Raw genomic sequence first — 26,205 nt, 5'->3', positions numbered from 1 at the left:
CTCGCGCCGCTCCTGTGTGTGGACGCCCTGGCCCCGGCCGTGACGTTCGCCCTGGTCGTCCCGGCCCCGTGGCCCTGGATGCTGGTGGCCGTCCAGGCGGTGGCGCAGGTGCTGCTCTTCGCCCGGCGCGGCCTGCACCGGATGCGCCTGTCCCCCTCGGTCCTCTCCGAACTCCCCGCCCTGCTCGGCCTCACCCTCCTCCAGTGGTACGTGACGATGGAGGTGCTGGCCGCCTGGGCGCCGCACCAGGCGATCAGCTGGACGGTGCTGGCGTACGGGGCCGCCACGCAGACCGCGCTGACCTGCGCGGGACGCGCGTCCGTGTACCGGGCGCGGCGGTGGGCCGCGGTCCGCCGCCCGCTGTCCACGCTGGTCGTGGGTCAGGGGCCCCTGACCCGTCAGGTGACGGCCGCCCTGTACGACCACCCCGCCTACGGGCTGCGGCCGGTCGGTCTGGTCGCGCCCCCGGCGTCCGGGGGCGAGAAGCTGCCGACGGGCTCCGGCCCCGTGCGGCTGCCGGTCCTGGCCGCGCCCCAGGAGGTGCGGCGAGCCGTCGTCCAGAACAGCGTGCGGCACGCGGTGTTCACGGCGCCGCCCGAGTCCACCCCGGACGGCGCCGCTCTCTTCGCTCTGCTCACCGGTCACGGCTGCCGGGTGTGGCTGGTCACCGGTCCCGGCGCCGTCGCGGGGCTCCCGGCGGGAGGCCGCCCCGATCACCTGTGGGGTTTCACCGTCCAGCCGCTGAACGACAGGGCGAACCGTCCTCTCGGCCACCGGGCGAAACGGGCGATGGACGCCGCCCTGGCCGCGGTCGGACTGCTGCTGGCGGCCCCGGTGATGGCGGCCTGTGCCGTGGCCGTGCGGCTCTCCGACGGGCCCGGCGTGATCTTCCGTCAGGAACGCGTCGGCCGGCACGGACGCCCCTTCGTCCTGCTGAAGTTCCGTACGCTGCGGCCCGCGGACGTTCAGGAGTCGGCCACCCGCTGGAACGTCGCGTCCGACGGGCGGATGAGTCGCGTCGGCCGCGTGCTGCGCCGGACCTCCCTCGACGAGTTGCCCCAGCTGTGGAACGTCCTGCGGGGCGATATGAGCATGGTCGGCCCGCGCCCCGAACGCCCCTTCTTCGTGGCGCAGTTCAGCCGCGCCCATCCCGGCTATCAGGCCCGCCACCGGATGCCCGTGGGCATCACGGGTCTGGCCCAGGTGAACGGGTTGCGCGGCGACACCTCGATCGAGGAGCGCGCCCGCTTCGACAACCGCTACATCGAGACCTGGTCGCTGTGGCAGGACGCGTGCGTGCTCGCGCGGACCGCGGGTTCCCTGTTCCGGCTCGGAGGCAGCTGAGCATGGCCGCTGTGCTGACCCCGCCCGCGCCGTCGACGGCGGCCTGGCCCCGCGCCGCCACCCGCCGCTCCCCGTGGGGTGGCTGGCGCAGCCGTTGGCCGCTGCTGCCGCTGGTCGCGACCGTCCTGCTGCCCGCCCTGCCCTCCGGGGCCTCCGGTGGGGGCGGCCCGGCCGACGTGGCATCCGGCCTCGCGGTGCTGGTGTGCGTGGGACGGCTGCTGTATCTGCGGCAGCGTCCGCTGAGCGCCACCGCCGCGCTGGTCCTGGGCCTGCCCGCCGTGGGTTTCGCGGTGGCCACGATCACCGCGGCGGACCCGGCCGCGGCCCTGCCGGGGCTGGTCCGCCATCTCCAGGTCTTCGTCCTCGTACCGATCGCCGTGTACCTGCTGCTCCGGGACGCCCACGGGTTCCGGATCGTCGCCGGCTCGCTCGTCCTCCTGGCGACCGTGCAGGGCGTCACGGGCGTCCACCAGTACGTCACCGGGACGGGCGCCTCCTACATGGGCGAGGACGTCCGGGCGGTCGGCACGTTCGGGCCCAGCGACATCATGGGGATGGCGACCGTCGTCGCCTACGGGCTGCTCGCCGCCGCGGCCTGTGTCCTGCGTACGCCGCGGAACGCCCCGGCCTGGCTGCGGCCCTGTGCCGCCGTCCTGGCCGTCGCCCTGATCGTGCCCCTGACGCTGTCGTTCAGCCGGGGCGTGTGGATCGCCACGGGCGTCGCGGTCCTCGTCGCCCTGACGCTGGCCGGGCGGCGGCAGGCCTGGACGTCGCTGGCCGTGCTGGGCGCCGCCGGGGTGGTCCTGGTCGGCGGGTTCGGCATCGGCTCCGAGATGATCGCGGACCGGGCCGCCAGCGTGACCCGGGTGGCCAGCACCCCGGACCGGTCGGTCAGCGACCGCTACGCGATGTGGAGCGCGGCGGGCGCGATGTGGCGGGAGCGGCCGGCCGCCGGGGTCGGCCTCAAGGGGTTCCCCGCGCACCGTGACGGACACGCCTCCATCGGGCTCTCCTCCGGCAGCGACACGGCCGGGGCGGGCCAGGAGTTCCGCCGGCAGGCGCTCCTCTCCCCGCACAACATGTATCTCCTCGTCCTCAGCGAGCAGGGCCTCATCGGTCTGACCGCGCTCGTCGGCAGCTGGGCGGCGATCCTGGTCGGCGCGGTCCGCAGACTGTACGTCGCCCGCTCGCGCGGACACGCGGCCCTGGACTGCGGGCTGGTAGCGGTGGCCCTGATGACCTGGCAGAGCGTCAACTTCCTGTACGCGGACATCGGCGGGCCCACCACGGTGCTGAGCGGGGTCGTGCTGGGGCTGGCCGCCTGGTGGGCGCTGGCCGGTCCTGACCGGGCGAGCGCCGCATGAGCGACACCGGCACGGGGACGGGGACGGAGGCCGAGGCGCGTCCGGCGGGCGCGGCGGCCCCGCCGCCGCGCCCGGCCCCGGGAGGAGGAGCCGAAGAGTCCCTCTCCCCCGGCGTCGCACCCGGGACGGCCGGCGGCGAGGCGCCCCGGCTCGGGTCCTTCCTCGCCCGGGCGGCGGCGGCCACGGCGGTGCTGACCGTGGTGGGGGCCGTCCTCGGTCTGGTGCGGGACCAGGCCATCGCCCGGTACTTCGGGGCGAGCGACGCGAGCGACGCCTTCCTGATCGCCTGGACCGTGCCCGAGATGGCGGCGACGCTGCTGATCGAGGACGGGATGGCGCTCCTCCTGGTCCCCGCGTTCAGTCTCGCCCTGACCCGGCGGGCGGCGGCCGGGGAGGCTCCCGGATCCGACCCCGTACGGGATCTGGTGGCGGCCACGCTCCCCCGGCTGTTCCTCCTGCTCTCCGGCGGCGCGGCGCTGCTGGTCGCGGGCGCCCCGTGGGTCGTGGGCGTGCTGGCCCCGGGCCTCGCCGATCCGCGGCTCGCGGTGGACTGCACGCGGCTGACCGCGGTCACCGTCCTCACCTTCGGGATCACCGGCTACTTCAGCGCCGCGCTGCGCGCGCACCGCAGCTTCCTGCCGCCCGCCGGGGTCTATGCCGCGTACAACCTCGGCATCATCGGGATGACGCTGGCGCTGCACGCGACGTGGGGGGTACGGGCGGCGGCGGTGGGGGTCGCGGTCGGCAGTGTGCTGATGATCCTGACCCAACTGCCCATGTTCCTGCGGCTGGTGCCGCTCGCGCGGCCCCGGCTGCCGAGGTTGCGGCGGGGTCGGCGTGCGGCGCGGGCCGTTCCGCTGCTGGGCTTCGCGGTGCTGGCCCCGGTGGTCCTGTTCGTGGTGAGCCGTCAGTCCCAGGTGCTGGTCGAGCGGTTCCTGGCCTCCACGCTGCCGGCGGGCGCGATCTCGCATCTGAACTACGCGCAGAAGGTCGCGCAGCTGCCGATGGTGCTGTCGCTGATGATCTGCACGGTGACCTTCCCGGTGGTCGCGCAGGCCATGGCCGCGGGGGACCGGGAGAAGGCCCGGCTGCGCGTCGAGCGGGACCTGGCGCTCGCCGGGATGGTGGTGCTGCTCGGCACGGCGGTCGTCCTCGGCTACGCGCCCCGGATCGTCGAGGTCCTCTTCCAGCGCGGCGCGTTCGACGCCGCCGACACCGCGTCCACCGCCCAGGTGATGCGGGTGTACGCACTGGGGCTGCTCGGCCACTGTCTGGTCGGCGCGCTGAGCCGCCCGTTCTTCTCGTCCGGGCGGCCCACCTGGTTCCCGGCGTTCGCCATGGGCACCGGGCTGCTGGTCACGATGGGGGCCGGGTACGCCCTGACGTACCGCTTCGGCGTGGACGGCATCGCGACCGCCAACGCGATCGGGATCAGCACGACGGCGCTGCTGCTCCTCATGGGCCTCGGCACCCGGGTGGTGCCGATCCGGACGCGGGCCGTGGCCCTCTCGCTGGGCCGGCTCACCGGGGCGTCGCTGGCGGCGGGCACGGCCGGCTGGGCCTGCGCCCCTCTCGTCCCCGATCCGGTGCTGAGTCTGGCCGCCGGGTGTCTTCTCGTCCCCGCCGTGTTCTTCCTGACCGGGCTCGCCCTGCGCTCGCCCGAGGTCGTCTCCCTGCTGGCACTCACCCGACGGAGGTTCCTTGATGGCCGCTGAATCCTCGGCACACCGCGCCGACGCTCCCTCGTCCCGGCTCCGCCCGCACCCCCACACCCGCCGTCGGCCGTGGATCCTCACGTACCACTCGGTAACGGACCCGAGCGACGATCCGTACGGCATCACCGTCTCCCCCGACCGCCTCGACGAGCAGCTGTCCTGGCTGCGCGGCCGGCGGCTGACGGGGGTGGGGGTGTCCGAGCTGCTGCGCGCGGGGGACGCGGGGCGGCGCGGCCTGGTCGGGCTGACCTTCGACGACGGGTACGCGGACTTCCTCGACGAGGCGCTGCCGGTGCTGCGCAAGCACGGCTTCCGGGCGACGGTCTTCGTCCTCCCGGGCCGGCCGGGGGGTGTCAACGAGTGGGATCCGCTCGGCCCGCGCAAGCCGCTGCTCACCCAGGACGGCGTCCGGCGGGTCGCCGCGGCGGGCATGGAGGTCGGCTCGCACGGTCTGTACCACCAGGACCTGACGGCCCTTCCGGACGAGGAGCTGCGCCGGGAGACCGCCCGCAGCCGGGAGCTGATCGGCGATCTCACCGGGTCGCTCCCGGAGGGCTTCTGCTACCCGTACGGCATCCTCGACCGCCGGGTCACCGAGGCCGCGCGCTCGGCGGGCTACGGCTACGCGTGCGCGCTGGCTCCCGGCCCGCTGCTCAGCCGGTTCGCGCTGCCCCGCACCCACATCAGCCAGGCGGACCGGGGGGTGCGCCTGTGGGCGAAGGACCTGCGGCACGGGCTGCGGCAGGTGGCGGCGCCCGGTGCGGGCACCCGGGCCGCCGTGCCGGTGCGGACGGGCGGCCCGCGGTGAGGGCGCTGCACGTCATCACCGGGCTCGGGGTCGGCGGCGCCGAGCGGCAGTTGCGGCTGCTGCTGCGGCATCTGCCGGTGGAGTGCGATGTCGTGACGCTCACCAACCCGGGGGCGGTGGCCGAGGAGCTGCGGTCCGACGGCATCCGGGTGACCCACCTCGGGATGCGCGGCAACCGGGACCTCACCGCCGTCGGAAGGCTGGCCCGGCTGATCCGCGACGGCCGCTACGACGTGGTCCACACGCATCTGTACCGGGCCTGTGTGTACGGCAGGATCGCGGCCCGGCTCGCCGGGACCCGGGCCACCGTCGCGACCGAGCACTCCCTGGGGCGGGCCAAGATCGAGGGCCGCCCCCTCACCCGCCCCGTCCGCGCCCTCTACCTCGCGACCGAACGCCTCGGGGCGGCGACCGTCGCCGTCTCCTCCACCGTGGCCGGCCGGCTGCGGGACTGGGGGGTGCCGGCCGACCGGATCCGGCTGGTGCCGAACGGCATCGACGCTGACCGGTTCCGCTTCGACGCGGGACGTAGGGCGTCCGTGCGGGCGGAACTGGGCGTCCCCGACGGGGCGTTCGTCGTCGGCGGGGTCGGGCGGCTGGTGCCGGGCAAGCGGTTCGACGTGCTGATCCGCGCGGTCGCCGCTCTGCCGGAGGCCCGCCTGCTGCTGGCCGGGGACGGTCCGGAGGCCGGGGCGCTGCGGGCGCTGGCCCTGCGCCTGGGGGCCGTGGACCGGATCCGGTTCCTCGGGGAGTGCGACGAGCACGGGGACGGTCCGGTTCCGGGGGTGCCGGCGCTGCTGAGCGCCCTGGACGCCTTCGTCTCCACGTCCCGCGAGGAGTCCTTCGGGCTCGCCGCCGTGGAGGCGCTCGCCGCCGGACTGCCCGTGCTCCACGACGCCTGCCCGGCCATCGACGACCTGCCCGCCGCCCATGCCCCGGGCGCCACCCGGATCGCCGGGAGCCCCGAGGAGCTGACGGCCCGGCTGCGGCAGCGGATACAGGCCGGCGAGGACCGGCGCCCGCCGCCCCGGGCCGTCGGCCATTACGACATCAGGCGCAGCAGCGAGCGCCTGATGGACGTGTACGCGTACGCCCTCGACACCGCCCCACCGAACCGGAGAGCCCTTTCATGACCGACTCACCCGAGCAGCAGCGCCGACATGTCGTCGTCCGTCGGCTGCGCACCGCCCTCGCCCGGCTGCCGCACTGGTGGCCGCTGCCCGTCTCCGTACTGATCGGCACCGCGTCCGGGCTCTCGTACAGTGCGCTCGCCGCGGACCGGTACGAGGCCACCAGCTATGCGATGGCGGTCGCCGAGGGCGAGACGGACCCCTCGGCGGCCCTGGGGTACGCCCAGTCGTACGGGCGGCTGACGACGAGCGACGCGACGCTCTCGTACGCCCGGGGCGCGGCCGGCGAACCGGTGCGTGAGCTGCGGTCCCACGTCCGGTCGGAGACCTCTCCCGACTCGCCGATGATCGCGGTGACGGGCACGTCCGAGGACCGGCACAAGGCGGCCGACATCGCCAACGCGGTCATCGAGGCCGTCATCGTGAGCAGCGGCCATGTCTCCAAGGACACCGGGGTGAAGCTGATCAAGTTCACCCACGCGATGACGCCGGACCAGCCCATCTCGCCGTCCGTGCCGCTGGGCGCCGCCGTGGGGGCCGCGACGGGCGGGCTGCTGGGCGGCCTCGTGCTGGTGGTCCGGCCGCGCCGGGCGGGCCGGACCTTCCCGGCGCAGGTTCCCGCACCGACGGCCGGGGGCGGCAACGTCGCCCAGGACGACCGGGAGCTCGTCCGATGACGGGGCCCCGGGCGGGCGGCCTCTCCGTGACCCTGTGCCGGGACTTCGGGGAGTTCGGCGCGCTCGCCGGGGAGTGGGACGCGCTGCACAGCCGCTGCGCCACCGCGACCCCGTTCCAGAGCCACGCCTGGCTGCACTCGTGGTGGATCTCCTACGGTCAGGAGGGCCGGCTGCGGGTGCTGCTGGTCCGCCGGGCGGGGCGGCTGATCGGGGCGGCGCCGCTGATGCTGGTGCACCGTCCGATGCCGCTGCTCGTCCCGATGGGCGGGGCGATCTCCGACTTCTTCGACATCCTTCTGGACGAGGAGGAGGCCGGTTACGCGGTGGGGGCGCTGGGACGCGGTCTGGACCGGGCGGCCCGGCACACCGTGGTGGACCTGCGGGAGGTCAGGCCCGACGCGTCGGCGCAGTTGCTGTTCGGGCGGTGGGCCGGGGCCCGGAGCCGGCTCACGGACTCGACGTGCATGGAGCTGCCGGCCGTGCCGCTGGGCGACGCCGTGGCACGGCTCACGGGCTCGCGAGGCCAGCGGCTGCGTTCCAAGCTGCGCAAGGTCGACGCCCTGGGCGTCGAGGCGCGCCGGATCCCGAGGGAGGGGGTGCCGGCCGCGATCGGCACGCTGCTGCGGCTGCACGAGCGGCAGTGGGAGGGCCGGGCGGTCAACCCCGAGCATCTCCGGGCGCGGTTCTCGGACCATCTGATCCGGTCGGTGGGGCGGATGGTGGGTGACGGTACGGCGGCCATGACCGAGTTCCGGCTGAACGGCGAGGTGGTGGCGTCCAACCTGTCGTTGCAGTCCGGACGGCTGACGGGCGGCTATCTGTACGGTGCGGACCCGGCGCTGCGCGAGCGGAAGGTCGATGTGTCGACGTTGCTGCTGCGCGAGGTCGCCCAGCAGGCCTCGGACGGTGGGCGCGCGGTGCTGAGCCTGCTGCGCGGTGCGGAGAGCTACAAGAACCACTGGGGGCCGGTGCCGGTGGTCAACCAGCGGCTGCTGCTGGCGCGGCCGGGCCTGGAGCCGCTGCTGCGGCTGCGTGAGTCGCAGGTGGCGGTACGGGAGCGGGCGGTGGAGACCGTGAAGGCCCGGTTCCCGGCGGCGCGGGACTGGCACGAGCGGTTGACGGGACTGCCGGTGATCGGGCGCTGACGGGCCGGGCGTACGCCGGACAGGGGCGTCGGAGATATCACCTATGCGCTGATCCGTTACCGTCCGGCCTCTCCCGCGTTGTCAGGGGGTGCGGGCCTCGCGTCCGCAGCACACCCCCTATCTGTTCTAGGAGTTCCGAATGTCTCGTATGACGAAGGTCGCCGCAGTCATGGCCGGCACCGGCGCCCTGATCGCCGGCGGCGCCGGCATGGCGTCCGCGGACGCCGGCGCGCAGGGCCTCGCCGCCGCCTCCCCCGGCGTCGGCTCGGGCAACGTGGTCCAGGTCCCCGTGCACGTGCCGGTGAACCTCTGCGGCAACACGATCAACGTGATCGGCCTGCTGAACCCGGCCTTCGGCAACACCTGCGTCAACGCCGACGGCGGCCACCACGACAAGGGCGGCTACGGCTACGGCCGCTGATCTCCCGTAGTACCGGAACGGCCGGCTCCCTCCTCGCGGAGGGGGCCGGCCGTTCCTCCGTCCGGGCTCAGGCGTAGCGGTAGAGCTTGCCGTGGTCGAGGAGTCTCCTCGGGGTCACGCCCCAGGGGGGCATCGCGTCGTCGAGGCCGAAGACGTAGTCGCGGTCCGGGCCGGGCGAGGAGGGCTTGCGGCCCGGCAGGTAGGCGGAGTTCGGGTGTGCCTTGCGCCACCGGTCCCACAGCAGGTCGATGAAGGAGTGGTGGAGCCAGAACACCGGGTCCTCGGGGGAGGCCGCGCCCGCCATCGGGCCGCCGACCCACTGGTGTACCCGGTTGTGGAGGCCCACCCCGCGCACGCCCCGGATCCCCCACCCCTCGACGCGGTTGCGGAAGCCCTCGGCGCAGACGCTGTTCCAGGGCTCGGTGTCGTAGACGGGGTCCTTGAGCGCCCGCGCCAGGTCGTTCCTGGTGGGGAGGGAGACCGGGTCGCGGCCGGGTCTGCCGAAGTTGCGGGTGAGGTAGTGCTCGTCGGTGACGCCCCTGCCGACGCTCCAGTTGCCCGCTCCGTAGGCGAACGCCCCGGTGGTGACCTGCCGGTCGCCCTGTCTGCCGTTGCCGCCGAGGAAGTCCTCCGCCCAGAGTGACGAGGTCGGCTTGTCGTCCTGGGTCCAGTCCCAGTACGGGACGCTGACGCGCGCGTCCACGCCCCGGAGCGCCTTCTCGAACTCCAGCAGGTACTGGCGGTGCCAGGGGAAGAACGAGGACGTCATGTGCGCCGGGCGCGGCCGCCGCTCGGTGTCCATGACGTAGTACTCCCGGTGCATGACGACGAAGTCGTCGTAGCGGCCCGAGCGCTTCAGTTTCAGGATCGCGTCGACGAGCCGGCGCTTCTCGGTGCGCGTGAGGTCGCGCTGGTTCTTGCGGGTGTACACCGGTGCTGGTCCTCCTGGTTCACATGCGGTGCGCGGCGGGGTGCGCGAGTTGGGCGGCTCCGAGCTCGTCGACGGCGGCACGGGCCGCCTCCAGCAGCGTCGGGTACGACTCGTAGTGCCGGACGTCGCTCAGATAGGTGCCGTCCGCCCGCCTCATGACGTGCAGGGGCCTGCCGTCGATGCGGACCTCGGCGACCGGTCCGGCGGCGATCGCGACCCGGTCGTCGTCCGTGGCGCCGGCGGGGACGACGGCGGTCGCCGTCGCCCGGATCTCCCTGCCCCGGTACGTCTCGGCGAACTCCTCCGCCTCGGGTGCGGGGCGGGATCCGGTGCCGGATGCGGGTGCCCGGGGCACGGGCCGGACCGCGGCGGCCCGCTCACGGCCGAGCAGCGGGAGCAGGGCGCCCGCGGTGCCCGTGACCACTGCGGCGGTGAAGGCTCCGCGCAGGACGATCCGGCGGGAGGGAACGCGGGTGCCGCCCGGTTTCGCGGGGGTGGGGCTCATGGGATGTCTGCCTGCCTCTCGTTGACTCGCCTCGTCGACTCGTGACTCGCTCACTCGTCCGAGGGACTTCTGATGGTGATGTTGACAACGAGGCGGGGGCGGAACAGTTCTCGTGCGTGCGGCGTACGGCGCACACTCGCCGGCTCCGTTCCGTCAAACGCGTGAGGGTGCGGGCTCATCGGGCGCGACGGGCCGCGTCGATGAGGCTCCTCGCGGCCGGCGGGCCCGACCATGGCCTGGCGAACCGTGGAGGTGATGGGCATGACCGTTCCGTACCAGCTGTCCGGGGACCGTGTACTGCGCGCGGCGGACGTCGATCTGGCCGACCCGGCCTTCTGGCGGCTGCCCCGCCCCGTGAGGCTCAAAGCCTTCGCCCTGCTGCGGGAGCTGGACGCGCCGGTCCTGTTCACTCCGCGGGCCGGTGCCGCGCGCACCGCCGGGAAGCCGTTCCACGCCCTGGTGCGCCATGCGGACGTGCGGACCGCGAGCCGCACGCCCCAGGTGTTCGCGAGCGCTCCGGGGGTCACCACCCCGGAGCCGGCCGGCTGGGCGAAGGCGCTGTTCGGGAACTCGATGGTCAACATGGACGGGCCCGGGCACGCGGCGCTGCGCCGGATCATCTCGCGGCGGTTCACCCCCCGGCTGCTGGCGGACGTCGAGGAGAACGTCGGCCGGCTCGCCGGACGGCTGGTGGACGAGCTGATCGCCGAGCGCCCCCGGGACTTCATGCCGTCGGCGGCCTCGCGGCTGCCGCTGGAGGTGATCTGCGACCTGATGGGCATCCCGGAGGCGTACCGGGCGCGGATCGCGGAGCAGATCGACCACGCATCGGAGCACGTCGGCGTCGAGCGCCGGGGCCGGGCACGGCTGCGCATTCCCGGCCGTGGACTGGCGTCGCTGGCCCGGATGCAGTTCGTCATGGGGCGGCTCGCCCGGGAACGGCGCCGTCACCCCGGGGACGACCTCGTCTCGGCGCTCGTCAGCGCGGACATCGACGGCGAAGCGCTGTCCGGGCGGCAACTCGGGGCCTTCTTCTCGCTGCTGCTGGTGGCGGGGGTGGAGACGACCCGCAACGCCATCGCGCACGGGCTGTTCCTGCTCGACCGGCATCCGGAGCAGCGAGAGCTGCTCCGGTCCGACTTCGACCGGTACATCGGCGGCGCCGTCGACGAGATCGTGCGGCATTCGACGCCGATCATCCAGTTCCGCAGGACTGTCGCCACGGAATGCGCACTGGGCGGCCGTACGTTTCTCCCGGGGGAGAAAGTCGCTCTCATCTACGCGTCGGCCAATCGCGACGAGACGGTTTTCACCCAGCCGGATCGCTTCGACATCACCCAGTCGCCCAATCCGCATCTGGGATACGGCGGCGGGGGCCCGCACCACTGCCTGGGAGCGCATCTGGCGCGGCTCGAAATGGCGGCGCTCTTCCGGGAACTGATCGCCCGCCGTCCCGTCATGCGCAATCTGGGAGATCCGGACCTGGTCGACTCGAATTTCGACAACCGCGTCGGCTCGCTGCCCTTCACGTTCGGCCCCACATTCACCTGAACGGCACGTACGCAACACCGAATACGATAAATGGACTCCTGCACATGCCCCCGGTGCACGATGATGCGACTCTCTCCCCATCAGGCCGAACCGGCCGGAATTCACCGCAGCCAGGAGGAGCAATGCCGGCCAAGCGCCGTTTTATCGTTTCGTGCATCGCGGCGGCTGCTCTCAGCCTCCTGGCGGGCGGCGGCATCGCGGGGCAGTCGCCGCCGGGCACCGATTCCGTCGACGGCGCCGCCCCCGGCGCCCCGGGGGCGGCGAGCAGCACGGCGCACGGCGCGTATCTGGACTACGGGCCCGCAGGGGTCAGCAGGATGGCCGAGCTGTCGCGCTGGCTCGGCGGGGCGGAGCTACGGGTGGGACACACGTACCTGCCGGGCGACCTGTGGGTGAACATCGAGGGGGCGCCCGATTTCCTGGACGCCTGGGCGGAGTGGAGACAGGCGGACCCGGAACGGATGTTCGTCCTGAACGTGCCGATGCTGGAGCGCAACGAGGAGCGGGTCCCGGACGACGAGGTCCGCACCCTGCTCCGGGCGGGCGCGGCCGGAGATTACGACCAGCACTTCGCCCGACTCGCGCAGCGGCTGGTGGAGCTGGGCGTTCCGGACACCGTGATCGTGCTCGGCTGGGAGATGAACGGCACCACGTACACCCATCGGTGCGGCCCCGATCCCGCGTCCTGGAAGGCGTACTGGCAGCGGATCGTCACGGCGATGCGCGCGGTGCCCGGTCAGGACTTCCGCTTCGACTTCACGCCGAGCCGGGGACGGGACGCGGTGCCGTGGACCGAGTGCTACCCGGGCGACGATGTCGTCGACATCATCGGGATGGACTCCTACGACCAGCCGCCCGGCGAGACCTTCGACGACCAGATCACCGACCCGTACGGGCTCCAGAAGCACGTCGACTTCGCCGCGGAGCACGGCAAGCCCATCTCGTTCCCGGAGTGGGGGCTCTTCCGCAACGGCGACAACCCCGAGTACATGCGGCGGATGCTGGAGTGGATCGACCGGCACGAGCCGCTGTACCAGACGGTCACGGACTACTGCCCGCACGGCGTCTGGCAGTGCGAGAGCAATCCGCGGTCGTCGAAGGTGTTCCGGACGATGCTGACCGAGATGGCCGCGCCGGCCGCGCCTGTGACCGGCCCGACACCGACGCCCAGCCACACCCCTACACCTACCGCCGTCCCGACGGATCCGGCGTCCTCCCCGACGGTCCCGCCGTCCGTGGCGCCGTCCCCGGTGGCGCCGGCGCCACCGGGCCCGGGGGCCGGGGCGCCGCCCGCCCGCGAGTGGTGTGTGTCGGTCCCGTTCGGCGACTGGCTGGGCCCGTGGCTGCGGGAGCGCGAGATCTGCTTCCGCCACTGATCCCGGCATCCCAGGCATCCCGGGCGTGGAAACGGCTCCGGCCCTCCTGTCGGAGCCGGAGCCGTCCACCCACACGGGTCCAGCGCGGGGGCAGGTGGACAAGCAACCGCTTGTCATCTCCACCAACGCGGACACGGCCCGCTCCGTCACGCCGCCGAACGAGGGACAGCCCCCGCGCCCGGACTCCGCACCGGGCGCGGTCCGGGGCGACGAGCGACCATGGAAACCTACAGAGGGTGGTGAGGTGCAATGGCATCCGCCGACGAGGGCTCCCCGGCGGAGCCCGGCCCGCTGCCCTCCGGGGACGGGCTCGGACCGGCGCGGACGACCGACGGCGCGGCGGCGGTGATCGCCGGAGACGGCACGGTCATCGGCTGGACCCGCGGGGCCGAGGCGCTGCTCGGGTATCCGGCGGCCGAGGTGGTCGGCCGGTCCGCCTCCCGGATCCTCACGAGCCCTCCGGACGCCCGGCGGACGGCCGCGGTGGCCGCCCGCTGCCGGGCCGGTTCGGGGTGGAGCGGACTGGTCCCCCTGCGGGCCCGGGACGGCCGGTCGCTGGACATCGACGTACGGGCCACCGCCTCGTTCCTGATCGCCGGGCGGGAGGGCTTCCTGGTGTCCGGGCGGGAACTCACCCCGCACTGGACGATGCGCGGGTCCGTGGTCGACGGCTTCCTGGCCCGGTCGCCGGTCGGCATGGCGGTGCTCGACCCCGACCTGCGCTACCTCTGGCTGAACGACACCCTGGTACGGGTCGACGGCGTGCCCCGGGAACAGCGTCTGGGACGTCGGCCGAGCGAGGTGCTGCCCGGGGAACTGGCGACACCCATCGAGCGGTTGATGCGGCAGGCCCTGTCGACCGGCGAGGCGATCACGGACTACGAGTACCTGGGCTGGAGCCGGCCCGATCCGCGCCGCCGGCGGGCGTTCGCGAGCTCGTTCTTCCCGCTGGCCGACGCCGGGGGCCGGTGGATCGGCATCGGCTGCATGGTCCTCGACGTCACCGACCGGTGGAACGCCCGCCGGCTGCTCGCGCTGGTGAACGAGGCCGGAGCGAGTATCGGCAGCACCCTGGACGTACAGCGCACGGCACAGGAGCTCGCCGACTTCGCGGTGCCCCGGTTCGCGGACTTCGTTTTCGTGGACCTCTTGGAGACCTCGTTCGGCGGCGACCGGCCGGGGGCGACGGCGCCGGCCGAGGGCGAGCGGCCGGCCATGCGCCGGGCGGGCCTGAGCTCGGTGCGGGAGGGCTGCCCGGAGGCGGTCGTACGGGTCGGGGAGGCGGTCGACTTCGTGCCTCCGCCGCACGACGCGCACTTCCTCCTGGACGGCGACCCGGTCCTGCTCCCGGTGCTCGACCCGGACAGCCACGGGTGGACGGTGGAGCAGCCCGCGCGGGCCGCCCGGCTCCGGGAGTTCGGGCTGCACTCGCTGATCTCCGTACCGATGCGGGCGCGCGACACCGTGCTGGGGCTGACCACGTTCATGCGGTCGCGGAATCCGGTGCCTTTCGACGAGGACGATGTGGCGCCCGCCCGGGAGCTGGTGGCGCGTGCGGCCGTGTCCGTGGACAACGCCCGCCGCTATACCCGGGAGCACACCGCGGCGCTGCTGCTCCAGCGGAGCCTGCTGCCGCACACGCTGCGCGGCGGGACGGCGCTGGACGTGGCGTCTTCCTACCTTCCGGCGGACGCGAAGGACGGGGTCGGCGGCGACTGGTTCGATGTGATCCCGCTGTCCGGGGCCCGGGTCGGCCTGGTCATCGGCGATGTCGTCGGGCACGGCATCGGGGCCGCCGCGACCATGGGCCGCCTGCGCACCGCCGTACAGACGCTGGCCGACATGGACCTTCCCCCTGACGAGCTGCTGGCACGCCTGGACGATCTCGTCCTGCGGCTCAGCGAGGAGGAGCGCGCGGGGGGACCGGAGGAGCGGGGTGGGACGACGGTGGTGGGGGCCACCTGCCTGTACGCCGTCTACGATCCGGCGAACGGCTCCTGCACGATGGCCCGGGCCGGTCACCCGCCACCGGTGATCGTCACGCCGGACAACGCGGTCAGCTTCCCGGACCTGCCCGCAGGGCCGCCCCTGGGACTCGGCGGGCTGCCCTTCGAGTCCCTGGAGATCGAGCTGCCGGAAGGAAGCCTCCTCGGCCTCTACACCGACGGGCTCATCGAGGGGGCCGACAGGGACCTGGAGCGCGGAATGAACCGTCTTGGCCGGGCGGTGTCCCGGGGCGGGATGCCGCTGGAGGACCTGTGTCCGGCGGTGGTCGAGGAGCTGCTGCCCGTCCCGCAGCCGGACGACATCGCGCTGCTCCTCGCCCGGACCCACCGCCTGAGCCCCGAGCACCTGGTTTCGTGGGACGTGCCCGTGGATCCCGCGGCGGTCGGCGAGACCCGGGCCAAGGTCTCCCGCCAGCTGGAGACGTGGGGGCTCGCGGAGCTGTCGATGACGACGGAACTGATCGTCAGCGAGCTGGTGACCAACGCGATCCGGTACGCCGCGGGTCCTGTGCGGCTGCGGCTGCTGTTCCAGTCGGCGCTGACCTGCGAGGTGTCCGACGCCAGCAACACCTCGCCGCGGCTGCGGCACGCCAGGACGACGGACGAGGGCGGGCGTGGGCTGTTTCTGGTCGCTCAGCTCGCCCATCGGTGGGGCACGCGCTACACCCCTCAGGGGAAGATCATCTGGGCGGAGCAGCCCCTTCCCTGATCCGGTCCGATCCGATCCGCGGGATGCCCCCAGCCTGCTTCGGGGGCGCCCCGAGACTGCTTCGGGGGCGCCCCGAGACTGCTTCGGGGGCGCCCCCTGCGGACTCTCCTCAAGGGCTCTCCTCAAGGACTTTCCTCGCTGGCGAAGAGGCGGGTCAGCGGGCCGCCCGCCCGGATCAGCTCGTCCCAGGTGCCCTCCTCGACGATGCGCCCGCCGTCCAGGACCGCGATCCGGTCGGCCCTGCGGACCGTCGCAGGGCGGTGCGCGATCACCAGGGTCGTCCGGGTGGCGGAGTCGGCCGCGAGCGCCCGGGACAGTTCCGCGTCGCCCCGGTGGTCCAGGTGGGCCGTCGTCTCGTCCAGGACGAGTACGCGCGGGCCGCTCAGCAGCCCCCGGGCCAGGGCCACCCGGGCGCGCTGGCCGCCGGACAGGGTCGCGCCGCGCTCGCCGACGGCGGTGCGCAGACCGTCGGGCAGGGCGTCGGCGACGGGGTCGATGCCGCAGATCCGGGTCACCGCGCCCAGTTCGTCCGCCGTGGCGTCCGGAACGCCCAGGCGGAGGTTCTCGGCGAGGGTCCCGTGGAAGAGCGGGGCCTCCTGCCCCACCACGGACACGGCGACGCGCAGGTCCTCCTCGCTGAGGTCCCGCAGGTCCACGGGGTCGGCCGGAGTGAGGGGCACCAGCTCCACGGCGCCGGCCTCGGGGTCCCAGTACCGCGCCAGGAGGTGGGCGCAGGTCGACTTGCCCGCCCCGGACGCTCCGACGAGGGCCACGGTCTCGCCCGGCCGGACGGTCAGGTCGATGCCGTCCAGCACGGCCTCTCCCCCGTAGCCGAACCGGACTCCGCGCAGCCGCAGGCCGAGCGGTCCCGGCGGTACGGGGCGGGGGGCGGTGGGAGCGGGGGCTCCGGCCGGGGCGTGCACGGCGGCCCGGACCCGGGCGGCGGCGGCGCGCAGACCCCCGGCCCGGCCGAGTGCGGCCGCCGACTCGGCGACCGGGGCCAGGGCTCCCAGGGCGAGTGCCATGGCTGCCGGGGCCCACGCCCCGTCCAGGCGTCCGGCGGACGCGGCGTGGGCGGCGGCCGCGACGACCCCGATGACGGCGGCGACGACCAGCAGGTCGCGGGTGGCGCCCGCACCGGTCTCCCAGGACTGTTCGGCGCGCTGGGCGCGGGCGAGCCGGCGTCCGGCGGACCGGAGCCGGGACCGCCTGCGGTTCAGCGCCCCCGTCATCAGGAGTTCGCGCAGTCCGTCGACGCTCTCCACGGTCTCGGACGAGACCTCGGCGAGCGCGCTCCGGGTCCGCGCCCCGCGTTCGGCCCGTCCGCGCGCCTCGAACAGCGGCGACCAGATCAGGAGGAGCGCGGCGGGCACGACGGCGAGCAGCAGCCAGGGGCCAAGGGCCGCCAGCACGGCCGCCGACACTGCGAAGACCACGCCGGATGCGAGGAGTTGGGCGATGGCGTGGGCGTAGAAGAACTCCAGTGCCTCGACGTCCCCGAGCGCGGTGGCCGCGAGGTCGCCGCTGCGCCGGCCCGCGATCCGGGCGGGGGCGCTGCGGGCCAGCCCGTCGAAGACCCGGACGCGCAGTTCGGCGAGGACCCGGTAGGCGAGGTCGTGCGAGAGGTCCATCTCCCGCCAGGTGGCCAGCGCCCGGAGCAGGACCAGCCCGATCAGGACGGCGACGGTCCCCGGGGTGGGTGGGCGGTGCTCCGTCACGGCCGTGCCCACCGTGTACGCGGCGAGGGTCACGAGGGCGACCAGGGCCGCCTGGTCGACGAGGGCGGCCAGGCAGGTGCGCAGGACGGTGGCGCGGTGTGCGCCGAGGGCCGGGAGGAGCGAGCGCAGGGCGCCGGTCGCGACGTCGTCGGTGGCGGCGGCGCCAGGGGAACGGGCGGGGCCGGTCGGGGCCGAGGTCGGGGTCATGCGGCGCGCTCCTCCTGTGCGGTACGCCCGGCCGCGACGAGCGAGGCGTACACGCCGCCGCCCGCGAGCAGGGTGGTGTGGTCGCCCGTCGCGGCGACACGGCCCGCGTCGAGCACGACGATGTGGTCGGCGTGGCGTACGGCGTCCAGCCGGTGGGCGACGACGACGCAGGTACGGCCCCGGCCGGCGGCCGACAGTTCCCGCACGATGCGGGCCTGGCCGCGCTCGTCGACCGCGCTGGTGGCCTCGTCCAGGATCAGGACGGGGGCGTCGGCCAGCAACGCCCGCGCGAGGGCGAGCCGTTGGCGCTGCCCACCGGAGAGCGTGGCGCCGCGTTCACCGACGAGGGTGGCGTAACCGTCCGGCAGCCGGGCGATCTCCTGGTCGATCCCGGCGGTACGGGCGGCGGCGCGCAGGTGTTCGTCGGTGGCGGCCGGGCGGGCGATGCGCAGGTTCTCCGCGATCGTGGCGTGGAAGAGGTAGGTGTCCTGCGAGACGACGGCGATGCCCCGGCGCAGTGAGGCGAGGGTGTACGCGGCGGTGGCCGTACCGGCGACGGTGAGGCTGCCGCTGTCCGGGTCCCGTTGCCGCAGCAGCAGGCTCAGCAGGGTCGACTTTCCAGCCCCGGACGGTCCGACGACGGCTGTGGTGCGCCCGGGGGCGGCGGTGAAGGTGACGCCGTCGAGGGCGGGCAGCTTGCTCCCCGGGTGGGTGAAGCGCACGTCCTCGAAACGGATTTCGGGTGGGCTCTGCCAGGCGGCGGCCAGGGTGCCCCGGTCGGGCACGGCGGCCTCGGCGGTGCGCAGGGCGGCGATGCCGTCGGCCGCGGACACTCCGAGGTAGCCCGCGTGCCACTCGCGGGAGAGGTCGCGGACGGGGCGGAAGCATTCGGAGGCGAGGAGGAGAAGGAGGTAGGTGCCGGTGGCGGCGGTACGGCCGGTGGCCGCCGACGAGCACGCCACGAGGACGGCGGCGGCCGTGCCTCCCTGGACGGCCAGGTCGGTGAGGCCGGTGTCGACGAGCGAGACCCGGAGTTTGGCGACGGTGGTCCGGTGCAGGGCGGCCGACCGCCGCTCCAGCCGTTCCCGTACGCGGCCCACCGCACCGGTGGCGCGCAGGGTCGGCATCCCCTGGAGCGCCTCCAGGTAGTCGGCTGCGAGGGCTTCGTAGGAGTCCCAGTGCTCCTTGCCGCGTCGCGCGAGCAGCCGGTCCCACCAGCGCGGCCCGAACAGGGCGAGCAGCAGGGCGGGGCCGAGGGCGAGGGCCGCGTACGGCTCGACGAGGGCGACGGCGACGAGCAGCAGCGGTGGAACGGCGCAGGTGATGAGCGCTTGGGGCAGATAGCGCGAGACGTACGCGTCAACGCCCTCGACGCCGTCCACCAGCGTGGCGCGCACGGCTCCGGCGCGCACGCCGGTGATCGCGGTGGGGCCGAGTGCGCCGAGCCGCTCCAGCAGGGTGTCGCGCAGCCCGACCCGTACGGCGGCTCCCGCTGTGACGGCGGTCAGGCGCTGGGCGCGGCCGAGTCCGGCGCGGACCAGGACGACGGCGATGACGGCGGTGAGCAGGGGGGCGAGAGCGGCGGTCTCCCCCCGGGCGATCCGGGCGAGCACGAGGGCGAGCAGGACCGCCTGGGCGAGGTGGGTGGCGGCGACCGCGGCGAGCAGTGCGGTGGCGAGGGCGAGCGGGCGGCGCGCGGTGTTCGCGGCGCGCAGGAGTTCGGGGTGGAGCATCATGGGCGTTCTTCCTCGCCGGGCGGAGCCGCCGGGGCGGCGCTTGTCGGGGACGCTGGGTCGGGTGCCGTCGGGGCGGCGGGTGCCGGACTCGCCCCGTCGGGGGCCCTGGGGGCAAGTGATGTTGGGGCGGGCGACGCCGGGCTCGCTGCGTCGGGGGCCGTGGGAGCAAGTGATGTGGGGGCGGGCGGCGTCGGGGCGGGTGGCGTTTCGGCTGTCGTTGGGCGTCGGACGAAGCTCGGGTCGACGGGGCCCGGCGGTGGGGGCGCTCCCACAGCGAGGCCGTGCACGATCCAGTCGCGTCCGGGGGCCTCGCCGAGCGCCGCGCCCAGGTCCGCCCGCTGCCAGGAGCCGATGGGCCGGGAGAGCAGGCCGAGCGCGGTGGCGTGGGCCTGGACGGCTCCTGCCGCGTACCCGGCGGCGAGGTGAGCGGTGCGCACAGCGGCCGGCGGGGCGTCAGCGGGGCAGCCGTGGGCGAGGAGCACCGCGCCCGCGCCGCCGATCCACCGCTGGTCCGCGGCCCAGTGGGCGAGGGTGGGACGCGCGTCCCCGGAGGCGCGGAGGTCGAGTCCGCTGCTGCCGGGAGCCTTCGCGTACAGGGCCGGGGCGCCACCGCCGAGCGCCGCGGTCCAGGCGGGCCCGTCCGGCCACGCTGTCCCGGCTGTGGTCAGGAGCCGGGTGAGCTGCTCCTCGCCGGGCGGGTGGTTCAGGTCGTCGGGCGGGGCGCTCCGGCGCGCCTCCAGGGCCTTGTCGGTCACCGGTCCCGGACGGACGGCCGGGTGCCAGGTGCCGCCGGGCAGCTCGGGGGATGCCGCGATGTGGCGCAACAGATGGAGTGTCGCCGCGAGTTCACGGGGCGGGGTGGGCTCCGCGCCGGGTCGCGGCGTCGGGGTTCCGGTACGCGGCGGGCCGGCCCAGGCGATCAGTGCCCCGGGGGCGTCGGCGATCACGCCCCCGGGCGCCAACCCGACTACCGTGAGCGGCAGTTCCGGTTCGGTGACGGGCCCGGCGTCCGGCCGGTCCGGAGCGGAAGGCAGCCCGGCGGCGGCGGAGAGGAGGGCGGTGTCCGCGTCGAGGCAGACCAGGACATCGGCGGCCGGGGGCGCGGCCAGCGCCAGGGCCGCGGCGGCGTGGCCGGTGTCCAGCAGCAGGAGGGGCCAGGCCCGGTGGCCGTAGTGCGCGACGGTGCGGGACGCGACCACGGTGAGGACGACGAGGACGCCCGGAGGCATGCCTTCGGGGGCCGGGCCGCGTGGGTGCGCGCGGTGGGCGCGCGGGTCGTAGGCGTAGCGCCCGGGCGGCAGCGAACACCCGGGCCCGGCCAACAGGTGCGCGCGCACCGGGTGCAGGGCTCCCGCCGAGGGGACGGGCCGCAGCCGGCCCGGGGTGCCGGCGGGCGCGGCCAGCGAGAGCCGCAGGACACGGTCGAGGTCGAGCGCGGCCCGGCCCCCGGCCCCGGAAACCGCCCCGGTCCGGACCTCGTCCCCGGCCAACGGCAGCCCGGTCCCGGGCCAGGGGAACGGGCGCTCGGGGACGTACGGGACGAGGCCCGGCGCACGCGAGGAACGGACGTCCGCGAGGGCCCGGCGCAGCAGGCCGGACGCGGCGCGCGTCCCGGAGTCGGGGGCAGCGGTCCGGGCCGGGGTGTCGGGCATGACGGCGCGCTCCTTCACATGTGCGGGGGCGGGGCGAGGGTGAAGTCCCCCGGGACGGTGGGCGGTCGGGTTCGCCAGCCCCGGGCGAGCGCCGCGTCCGCGAGACGCGGGCAGCCGAAGTAGCCGAAGGCGGCAGGGGCGTTGGGGATCAGTCCGGAGACCAGGACGCGGGCGACGCGCAGTGCCGTCTCGGCGACGTCCTCCGTCGTGAGGTCGGCGGTGATCACCCGGTGCCCCCCGGCGGCGAGCGCCGCGTCGAGCGCGGTGCGGCCGCCTGGAGCGATCGCGGTGACCGGGACCGTGCCGAGGGCGGGTTCGGTGAAGCGGCGGGCGAGCGGGGACATCCGGTCGTCCAGCCAGACCTGGACATGGGCCCCGAGGTCCCGCACGGCGGCGAACTCGGCCCCGCAGTCGTCGAGATAGCGCCGGTCGGCACGGTGGCCGAGGTAGAGGCCACGGGCGAGCATCCCGGCTTCGACAGCCCGGTACACCCAGCCGTCGGCGCCCACCGCGCCCTGGGTGAACACCCAGGTGTGCACGGCCTCCAGGACGGCCTTGCGGGCCGCCTCCGCCGGGTCGTAACGGCAGGCGAACCCGGCCGCGTATATGCCGCGTCCGGGATCGTGCACGAGGGCCGCCATACAGGGGGCGAACTCGGAGGGCATCTCCACGATGTGCACGTCCAGCTCGCAGCCGGCCAGGTCCTCGGTGAGCCCGGGGACGCTCGCCGGGTCGACGCCCCGGGTGGGCCCGTCCAGGTGCCACCACAGCTCCAGGGCATCGCGCTCGACGACTTCGAGGAGCCCGCGCTCGACGGCGTCGTCGAGGCCCTGCCCGGTGGCGATGCCCGCGTAGTTGAGGTGGTGGGTGCGGGGCAGCGAACGCAGTTCGCCCTGCCGCCAGTTGAGGTGGGTCAGCGCGACGGGCGCCCAGCAGGACCGTCCGTTCTCGGTGGCCCGGGTCCACAACGCCGGTGTGTCGAGAGTGAGTTCGGCGTACGGGAATCCCGGGCGGCCGTACTGCCAGGGGGCGTACGCCGGCAGGGCGCCGGGCCCGTAGACACGGTGGCCCTCGGCGGTCAGTTCGGCGGCGGTGGCCCGGCGGGGCTCCTGGGGGTGGCCGGGCGGTGGGAGGCGGTTGCCGCAGTAGCGCTCGACGGCCTCGGCCACCGCGGCGATCCAGGCGCCCCGGGGGTCGCCGAACGTGGTGCCGAGCGAGACGCGGTCGGCGGGCCACGCGCCGAGGCGGCGGGCGTCGGCGACGTCGGCGGTCATCGCGGTGTAGCGGGGCGGCGCACCGGTGGGGTGCTCGACGGGTGCGACATCGCGGATGATCCCGCTGACGGGATCGACGAGGGCTTCGATGGGCAGGGCGCTGGTCATGGTCAACGGCATATCTCCGGTGCGGGCTCGACGTAGCGGCGTCGGGCGACGACGGGCAGGTGGAGGGCGCTCCCCCGGGGGTTCACGGTGCGGCGGGACGGGGCGAGCCGGGTGGCGGTGACCGGGTCCTCCCCGGTGTGCGGGTTACGGGCGTGGGCGGGGAAGTGGTGTCCGGCGATCTCCGCGCGCAACCGGGTCCCGGCGGGCAGCCGGCGGCCCAGCGTGCCGAGCGGCACGGTGATGTTCGCGGCCTCGCCGGGCGGGCCGGTGCGCCGGACGATGCCGAAAGCGAGCGGATCCGCGCGGCCGGTCGGGTCGAGGGCGGTCAGGCGTACGGCCCAGTCGGCACTGGGCGTGTCGGCCGTGACGTTGATCCGGGCGACGGCGGCTCCCGCCAGGTCGAGTGGGCGGGGCAGCGGTGGCGAGAGGAGCAGGCAGCGGTCGGCACGGTCGCTGCCGGCCGGGACGGCGAGGTCGTCGGAGCGCACGGGGCGGTCCGGGTCGGCGCTGAACTCGGCTCCGTGGAGCAGCCGCAGACCGGTGGGCGAGCCGAAGGGCCAGCGGCACTCCGCCTCCGGCCGGTCCGGCGGGGTCGCGTCCGGAGTGATCGCCGCTCCGGGGGCGCTGTGCCAGCGACCGCTGTCGCCGAGGGCGATGACACCGTGCCGCGTCGGCTCCAGCCGCCCGGCGAGCGCCGCGCGGGCCCACCGTACGTACAGCGCGCCGAGGTTGACGCGGGCGCGGACCGGCACGGCAGGGTCGGCGGTGAGACGGTGACCCCAGGGCCCGAGCAGCAGGCGGGACGGTCCGCCCCAGCCGCGCCACAGGGCCACGGTGTCGTCGGCGAAAGGGTCACGGGTGCCGCCGACGGCGAGCAGCGGAAGACGCGCGGTGGGGCCCAGCGCGACGAGTCGGCCTCGCCCTCGGCCGGCCCAGAGGCCGGGCCAGGACGGCAGTTCGCGCCCCAGGCCCTCGGCCAGCCGCTCCGCGAGGCGGGCGACCGGGAGGTGTTCGAGCAGCCGGGGGTCGCCCGCCAGGGCGCGGGCCAGCGCGTCCGGGTCGGAGTCGCGACGGTCACCGTGGGCCGCCCACCAGCCGGCCCGGGCCCACAGCCGTTCAGGCCCCCCGGGCTCCCGCGCCGTCTCGGCGAGTCCGAGCGCGGGGACAGCGGCGATGACCGCGTCGGGGACTCCGTCGCGCTGGAGGCCGTCGGGGCCGGCGCCGGGTCCGGCATCGCAGGCTGCGCCACCGGCGGCGTCAAGGGCGGTGTCGCGGGCGGCGAGTGCGGTGACGAGGGCGCAGTACGCGGCGTAGGAGGCGCCGACGGCGACGACTTCCCCGTTGCTCCACTCCTGTGCGCGCGTCCAGGCGACGGTGGCCGCGCCGTCCACCGTCTCGTGGCCCCGGTAGGGGTGCCACTCCCCCGGTGAGCCGTGGCGGCCGCGAACGTCCTGGGCGAGGGCGGCGAATCCGTGCGCCGCCCAGCCGCGCAGCTCGGCGCGGTGGGCGTCGCGCCCGTAGGGGGTTCTGATCAGGACGGCGGGAGCGGGGCGGTTGCCGTCCGGGAGGCATACGTCGGTGGCGAGCGCGGTGCCGTCCGGCGTGGGGACGTACACGGTGCGGGTGTTCATGGGCGCGCCTTGGCTGCCCCGGGTCCAACCCCGGCTCCGGCGCGCGTCGGCGCCGGAGCGGGCAGGGGCGCGATGTCCGGGACGGGGAGCACGGGGTGCTCGGAGAAGGTGAGATCGCGCAGGTCGATCCGGCGCAGCCGACGGCGCACCGGGAGAAGGGCCGCCCGGCTCGTAGTTGCATCGGCCCGGGCCCCGGTTTCGGCTTCGGTATCGGCCCGCGCCCCGGCTGCGACCCCTTCGGCTTCGGCTTCGGCCCAGGCGAGCAGATCGGCGGTGAGGAGCGCGGCGATCAGGGCGGCGGAGGCTTCGGTGGGGTGCGGTCCGGTGTCGGGGGTCCGGTGCCCGGCCCAGTACGCGGCGAGTTCGCGATGGGCGGGGGTGGCCGCGAGTCTGCGGAGCCTGACGTGACGGGAGGTGACGTCTCCCGGGGCCGCGGCGAGGGGTTCGGTCCAGCTGTGGGCGCCCTCTCGGTGGCAGCGCAGCCAGGCGACGCGCCTCCCGGGCAGCAGGTCCGCCGCGTCCCAGAGCCCTTCGGACACGGGCGAGTCGAGGCACCACACGACGGCGACGCGCCCTTCGGCGCGGTGGTCCGGGGCCGCCCGGGCGAGCTCCGCCACGCGGTCCGGAGTGATCCGGTGGATCTCGGCGCCTTCCGCTCCGGCGCAGCGTGCCAGCGGCTCGGCGAGCACGGGGTCGCCGAGGACATGAACGGTGCGGCCGGCGAGCCGGGCCCGGGGCGGGGCGGAAACCGCGTGCCCGCCCGCCTCGAACGCCTCGACGAGCCGGGCGAGTTCGGCGGCGTGCCCGCTCCCGCCCGGCTCGTCCTCGCCCGGCGCCTCCTCCCCCGCCAGCCTGCGCACCAGGGCTTCGCCGGCGACACCGCCGGTGTCGATGCGCAGGAACTCCCCTCCGGAGGTCCGGAGCACGGGGGCCGCACCGGGGACGGTGACGATCCCGGTGCCGGGAGCGAGTCGACTGCGGGTCACGGAATCCTCCGAAGCGGAAATGCGGTGAGCGGGGACGGGACGTTCGGGGCTGAACGGGGCGGGCCCGCCCGGGATGTCACCGGGCGGGCCCGCCCCCGCGCCGCGCGGGGAACCTGCCGTCAGCGGCAGGCGTCGCTTACTTCTCGGTCGCGGTGTCGGCCTCGACGGTGTCGTCGAAGGGGTTCTCGACGAGAGCGTTCGAGTGGGTGGCGGAGAGGTGCGCGAGCTGACCCTGGTCGGCGATCGGGCTGAACACCTTGTTGTTCTCCATGAGTTGAATCTCCGTTCGGAAGGATCGGATGGTGTTTCGGTCGCGGCGTCGGTGCGTGCCGCAGCACAGACACTAATGAATATGATTTTCATTCCGCAATAGCTGGAGCGGATCGAGAGGGTGATCTGGGTAACAGACGGGCCACCCGCCCTCGCTGTCGACCCCCACCCGGCCCTCCACGCCGAGGACTTCGGCCAGCAGACCCCGGGTGACCACCTCGGCCGGAGGACCGTCGGCGGCGACGCGGCCCTCGCGCAGCGCGACGATCCGATCGGCGAACCGCGCGGCGTGGTTGAGGTCGTGCAGCACCATCACCACCGTCAGCCGGCGCTCCGCGCGCAGCCGTACGACCGCCTGGAGCACCTCCAGCTGGTGCCGCAGATCGAGATAGGTGGTCGGCTCGTCCAGGAAGAGCACGCGGGCGTCCTGGGCCAGCGCCATGGCCAGCCGGACCCGCTGGCGTTCGCCTCCGGACAGCACGTCCACCGGCCGGTCGGCCCAGGCGGTGACGCCGACGTCCGCGAGCGCCCGCGACGTCACCTCGTCGTCCCCCTCCCGCAGCATCCCGAGCGGGCCCCGGGCGGCGTAGCGTCCCTGACGCACGAGTTGGCGCACGGTCAGTCCCGGTACGGCGGGCGCCGACTGATGGAGCAGGGCGACGCGCCGGGCGGCGGTGCGGCGGGGCAGCCGCGCCACGTCATCGCCTTCGAGCAGGACGCGCCCGCCGCTCGGGATGAGCAGTCCGGCGGCGAGCTTGAGGAAGGTGCTCTTGCCGCAGCCGTTCAGCCCGATCAGCGCGACCAGTTCGCCGGTGCGGATGCTCAGGTCCACCCCGCGCAGGACCATGCGTCCTGGGTAGCCGAAGGTCAGCCCCTCCGCCCGGACGACCTCGGGGCCGGGCATCACGCCCGGTTCCGCTTCCGGCCCGGCCGCCTCCACC

21 protein-coding genes are annotated in these 26,205 nt (G+C 74.9%); 11 read left to right on the top strand and 10 right to left on the bottom strand.

The window, feature by feature from the left end; all coding sequences use genetic code 11:
* Nucleotides 1–18 precede the first annotated feature (18 nt).
* The 8 genes from D581_RS0103360 to D581_RS0103325 all read left to right on the top strand — a co-directional run bounded on the left by D581_RS0103360 (nt 19) and on the right by D581_RS0103325 (nt 8,604).
* Nucleotides 19–1,344 carry a sugar transferase gene (locus D581_RS0103360; RefSeq protein ID WP_018955815.1) on the top strand — a complete coding sequence of 442 codons (1,326 nt, stop codon included), beginning with the start codon at nt 19–21 and terminating at the stop codon, nt 1,342–1,344.
* 2 nt (nt 1,345–1,346) lie between these two features.
* Nucleotides 1,347–2,708: an O-antigen ligase family protein gene (locus D581_RS0103355; protein WP_018955814.1), complete on the top strand. Its 1,362-nt coding sequence runs from the start codon at nt 1,347–1,349 to the stop codon at nt 2,706–2,708.
* Nucleotides 2,705–4,423: a lipid II flippase MurJ gene (murJ, locus tag D581_RS0103350; RefSeq protein WP_018955813.1), complete on the top strand. Its 1,719-nt coding sequence runs from the start codon at nt 2,705–2,707 to the stop codon at nt 4,421–4,423. Before D581_RS0103355 ends, murJ begins: the two co-directional genes overlap by 4 nt.
* A complete protein-coding gene (locus D581_RS0103345; protein ID WP_018955812.1) occupies nt 4,413–5,231 on the top strand; it encodes a polysaccharide deacetylase family protein in 819 nt (272 codons plus the stop codon). Before murJ ends, D581_RS0103345 begins: the two co-directional genes overlap by 11 nt.
* Nucleotides 5,228–6,364, top strand: a complete 1,137-nt coding sequence (locus tag D581_RS0103340) for a glycosyltransferase (RefSeq protein WP_018955811.1) — start codon at nt 5,228–5,230, stop codon at nt 6,362–6,364. The genes D581_RS0103345 and D581_RS0103340 overlap by 4 nt, the downstream gene beginning before the upstream one ends.
* The gene (locus D581_RS0103335) at nt 6,361–7,038 is read left to right on the top strand and encodes a YveK family protein (RefSeq protein ID WP_018955810.1); all 678 of its coding nucleotides are present in this window, start codon (nt 6,361–6,363) and stop codon (nt 7,036–7,038) included. The genes D581_RS0103340 and D581_RS0103335 overlap by 4 nt, the downstream gene beginning before the upstream one ends.
* Nucleotides 7,035–8,183, top strand: a complete 1,149-nt coding sequence (locus tag D581_RS0103330) for a GNAT family N-acetyltransferase (RefSeq protein ID WP_018955809.1) — start codon at nt 7,035–7,037, stop codon at nt 8,181–8,183. The genes D581_RS0103335 and D581_RS0103330 overlap by 4 nt, the downstream gene beginning before the upstream one ends.
* A gap of 139 nt (nt 8,184–8,322) precedes the next feature.
* Entirely contained in the window at nt 8,323–8,604 is a 282-nt protein-coding gene (locus D581_RS0103325) for a chaplin (protein ID WP_026290151.1), read from the top strand.
* A gap of 67 nt (nt 8,605–8,671) precedes the next feature.
* On the opposite strand, the gene D581_RS0103320 is transcribed toward D581_RS0103325, so the two are convergent.
* Both D581_RS0103320 and D581_RS0103315 read right to left on the bottom strand, forming a co-directional pair.
* Nucleotides 8,672–9,535: a tyrosinase family protein gene (locus D581_RS0103320; RefSeq protein ID WP_018955807.1), complete on the bottom strand. Its 864-nt coding sequence runs from the start codon at nt 9,533–9,535 to the stop codon at nt 8,672–8,674.
* Between the two features lie 19 nt (nt 9,536–9,554).
* A complete protein-coding gene (locus tag D581_RS0103315; protein ID WP_018955806.1) occupies nt 9,555–10,040 on the bottom strand; it encodes a tyrosinase family oxidase copper chaperone in 486 nt (161 codons plus the stop codon).
* 261 nt (nt 10,041–10,301) lie between these two features.
* Here D581_RS0103315 and D581_RS0103310 point away from each other — a divergent pair, with 261 nt between their 5' ends.
* From D581_RS0103310 to D581_RS0103300, 3 genes are all read left to right on the top strand, one after another.
* Nucleotides 10,302–11,591, top strand: a complete 1,290-nt coding sequence (locus D581_RS0103310) for a cytochrome P450 (RefSeq protein ID WP_026290150.1) — start codon at nt 10,302–10,304, stop codon at nt 11,589–11,591.
* 122 nt (nt 11,592–11,713) lie between these two features.
* A complete protein-coding gene (locus D581_RS0103305) occupies nt 11,714–12,967 on the top strand; it encodes a glycosyl hydrolase (protein ID WP_018955804.1) in 1,254 nt (417 codons plus the stop codon).
* A 249-nt stretch (nt 12,968–13,216) separates the two neighbouring features.
* On the top strand, nt 13,217–15,682 hold the full coding sequence (locus D581_RS0103300) for a SpoIIE family protein phosphatase (RefSeq protein ID WP_018955803.1): 2,466 nt from the start codon (nt 13,217–13,219) through the stop codon (nt 15,680–15,682).
* Nucleotides 15,683–15,804: 122 nt separating this feature from the next.
* Here D581_RS0103300 and D581_RS0103295 read toward each other — a convergent pair whose 3' ends face one another.
* The 8 genes from D581_RS0103295 to D581_RS0103260 form a co-directional block, all read right to left on the bottom strand.
* Nucleotides 15,805–17,607, bottom strand: coding sequence for an ABC transporter ATP-binding protein (locus D581_RS0103295; protein ID WP_018955802.1), 1,803 nt, complete (start codon nt 17,605–17,607; stop codon nt 15,805–15,807).
* A complete protein-coding gene (locus D581_RS0103290) occupies nt 17,604–19,343 on the bottom strand; it encodes an ABC transporter ATP-binding protein/permease (protein WP_018955801.1) in 1,740 nt (579 codons plus the stop codon). Before D581_RS0103290 ends, D581_RS0103295 begins: the two co-directional genes overlap by 4 nt.
* On the bottom strand, nt 19,340–20,995 hold the full coding sequence (locus tag D581_RS01000000136780) for a nitroreductase family protein (RefSeq protein WP_051114527.1): 1,656 nt from the start codon (nt 20,993–20,995) through the stop codon (nt 19,340–19,342). Before D581_RS01000000136780 ends, D581_RS0103290 begins: the two co-directional genes overlap by 4 nt.
* 14 nt (nt 20,996–21,009) lie before the next feature.
* Nucleotides 21,010–22,377 carry a YcaO-like family protein gene (locus D581_RS0103280; RefSeq protein ID WP_020679164.1) on the bottom strand — a complete coding sequence of 456 codons (1,368 nt, stop codon included), beginning with the start codon at nt 22,375–22,377 and terminating at the stop codon, nt 21,010–21,012.
* A 2-nt stretch (nt 22,378–22,379) separates the two neighbouring features.
* Nucleotides 22,380–24,008, bottom strand: coding sequence for a CocE/NonD family hydrolase (locus tag D581_RS0103275; protein ID WP_018955799.1), 1,629 nt, complete (start codon nt 24,006–24,008; stop codon nt 22,380–22,382).
* Entirely contained in the window at nt 24,005–24,994 is a 990-nt protein-coding gene (locus tag D581_RS0103270; protein ID WP_018955798.1) for a hypothetical protein, read from the bottom strand. Before D581_RS0103270 ends, D581_RS0103275 begins: the two co-directional genes overlap by 4 nt.
* 136 nt (nt 24,995–25,130) lie before the next feature.
* Nucleotides 25,131–25,265, bottom strand: coding sequence for a streptamidine family RiPP (amiA, locus tag D581_RS1000000141865; protein WP_018955797.1), 135 nt, complete (start codon nt 25,263–25,265; stop codon nt 25,131–25,133).
* Between the two features lie 72 nt (nt 25,266–25,337).
* A complete protein-coding gene (locus D581_RS0103260; protein WP_026290148.1) occupies nt 25,338–26,168 on the bottom strand; it encodes an ABC transporter ATP-binding protein in 831 nt (276 codons plus the stop codon).
* Between the last annotated feature and the right edge of the window lie 37 nt (nt 26,169–26,205).

This window comes from Streptomyces sp. CNB091, assembly GCF_000377965.1.
The sequence above is the reverse complement of the archived record's forward strand: the minus strand, read 5'-3'. Positions and strand labels throughout refer to the sequence as shown.